The sequence below is a fragment of the Phenylobacterium sp. genome (assembly GCF_036821595.1).
Taxonomy (GTDB): domain Bacteria; phylum Pseudomonadota; class Alphaproteobacteria; order Caulobacterales; family Caulobacteraceae; genus Phenylobacterium.
Genome location: NZ_DAISJG010000156.1, coordinates 1 through 2,432, shown reverse-complemented (window position 1 = coordinate 2,432; position 2,432 = coordinate 1). Strand labels below are relative to the sequence as shown.

General features: G+C 72.0%; 2 protein-coding genes. Both read right to left on the bottom strand.

The window, feature by feature from the left end; genetic code table 11:
• A partial coding sequence (locus V7Z97_RS20095; RefSeq protein ID WP_334165358.1) for an MmcQ/YjbR family DNA-binding protein occupies positions 1-263 on the bottom strand: 263 nt, incomplete at its 3' end.
• A 301-nt stretch (positions 264-564) separates the two neighbouring features.
• Complete coding sequence (locus tag V7Z97_RS20090; protein WP_334165357.1) at positions 565-2,385, bottom strand: DUF885 domain-containing protein; 1,821 nt, start codon at positions 2,383-2,385, stop codon at positions 565-567.
• Positions 2,386-2,432 lie beyond the last annotated feature (47 nt).

Sequence of the window (2,432 nt, the reverse complement as noted above, 5' to 3'; positions counted from 1 at the left end):
GAGCCCGGGTGCAGGCTCTCCATGCGGGCGAGCACGCAGGGGTAGTCCTTGTAGTGGGGCGTCAGGTGGAAGGTGCCGGGCTCGGCCTCCATCAGCATCTCCCGCTCGTCGAAGGAAACGTCCATCAGGACCAGGCTGGCGTCGTCGCGGCGCAGGCGGGTGAAGAACTTGCCGGCCACCTTGTAGGCGGGATAGCCGTAGCTCATCCCCTTCTCGGCGCCGGGGAAGGCCATGACGATGGCTTCCATCTCCTCGTGGGTCATCGGGCGGGACCTTTCCGGACTGGGCGTCAATTCTGCGCCCGGTGGCGGGGGCGTCAATGCGTACGCCGGGGCAGGTCACGCAAGTGTGGGGGGCGCGTTGCGCTCGGCCGCGAAGAGAAGGGCGCCCCTTCCTCCTCGATGGAGGAAGGGGAGGGATGGTGGTGGTCGCGCTGCGATGGGGCGGTTCGCGCTGTTGGGCGTCGGCGCCGGCTCGGGCCAGCTGCCTCGCCTCAGCGCCCGCACCACCACCCAACCCTCCTCCATCGAGGAGGAGGGCCAGGGCGACACCGGCTCCGCCCCGCTACGCCTTCCGCGAGGCGATCCAGCGGTCGACGCGGGTGTCGAGGACGCCGAGGGGAAGGGCGCCGGCGCTGAGCACCATGTCGTGGAAGGCGCGCTGGTCGTAGCGGGGGCCGAGCGCCCGGCGGGCCTTGTCGCGGGCCGCGAGGATGCGGACCATGCCGACCTTGTAGGAGGTCGCCTGGCCGGGGTTCACCAGGTAGCGGCGGACCTCGGAGCGCATCTTGGCCTCCGGCTGGGGGGAATTGGCGGCGTAGAACTCCAGCGCCTTGGCCTCGCTCCAGCCCTTGGCGTGCAGACCGGTGTCGAGCACCAGCCGGATGGCGCGCCAGATCTCCCGGCCCAGGCGGCCGAAGTCGCTGTAGGGGTCCCGGTAGAAGCCCATCTCCTTGGCCAGCTGCTCCACATAGAGGCCCCAGCCCTCGATGTAGGCGCCGTAGCCGTACTGGGTGCGGAAGGCCGGGATGCCGGTGAGCTCCTGGGCGATCGAGATCTGCATGTGATGCCCGGGCCAGCCCTCGTGGTAGCTGGTGCCCTCGATCTCGTAGATCGGCGTGGCGCGGGTGTCGGCCAGGTGGACGTAGTAGGTCCCCGGCCGCGAGCCGTCGGGGGCGCCGGAGTTGTAGTGGGCCGCGCCGCCCGGCTCCTCGCGGAAGCTCTCCACGCGCTTGACGACAAGGTCGGACTTCGGGAGCCGGCCGAACTCCTCGGGCAGGCGGGCCTTCATCCGGGCGAGGAAGCCCTCCGCCGCGGCCAAGTACTGCGCGCGGCCGGCGTCGGTGTTGGCGACGTAGAAGCGGTCGTCGGTGCGCAGGTGGGCGAAGAACGCCTCCAGCGAGCCCGTGAAGCCGATCTTGGCCTTCAGCGTCTCCATCTCGCCGCGGATGCGGGCGACCTCGGAAAGCCCCAGTTCGTGGATCTGGTCGGCGGTCAGGTCGGTGGTGGTCTGCAGGCGCAGCATGGCGTCGTAGTAGGCGCGGCCGTCGGGCAGGGCGCCGGCCCCGGTGGGGTCGGCCGGGGTCTTCTCGCGCTCCGCCGTGATCCAGGCGGCGAGCCGCGCATAGGCCGGCTGCAGGGTCCCGGTCATGGCCTGGGCGGTGCGGGCCAGCAGGCGCTCGGCCTGGGCGGGGTCGACCTTGCCGGCCTCGCGCAGCGCCGTGACCTTGGCGCGGGCGTCGGCGAACAGCGGCGAGTCGCCGCCGTCGGCGGTGAACGGGGCGCCCCTGGTGACGCGGGCGATGTCCTGCAGCGCCTGGTCGTGGGCGAAGCGGGGCATGCGCACGCCCATCGCCGAGGCCGCGCGGGCGCGGACCATGAGCTGGTCGATGGCCGGCCCGATCGCCGCGACGCGCGCGACATAGGCCTCCATGTCGGCGGGCGTGTCGACCTGGTGGGAGTTGATCAGGAAGTTCGGCAGGCGGGTGTGCGCCCCGCTGCGGTCGAAGATGTAGTTGTGCCGCCGCCAGCGGGCCTCGTCCTCGGCGCGGTCGAGCTCGAGGGCCCACATCTCGAAGGAGGTGCGGGCGTCCTCGCCGAGCCTGGCGGGGTCGAACCGGGCCTTCATGTCGGCGACGCTCTTCCGCCGCCAGGCCAGCCGCGCGTCGGCCGCCGCCTCGCTGCGGTCGGTCAGCCGGCCGTACTGTTCCTTGCGCCCGAGGCTGGTCAGCCACTCGGGGTCCATCTGCAGCTCCTTCTCGAACTCGGCGTCGAGGAAGGCGGTGAGCTGGCGGTCGAGGGCCGAGGCGGGCTGGGCGAGGGCGGATGCCGGCAGGGCCGCGGCGCCGGCGAGGGCGAGGCCGAACTCACGTCGTGAAAGCCGCATGGGGTTGGGGTCTCCGGGACTTGGGTGTTTCCGGAGGGGTAGCGGGT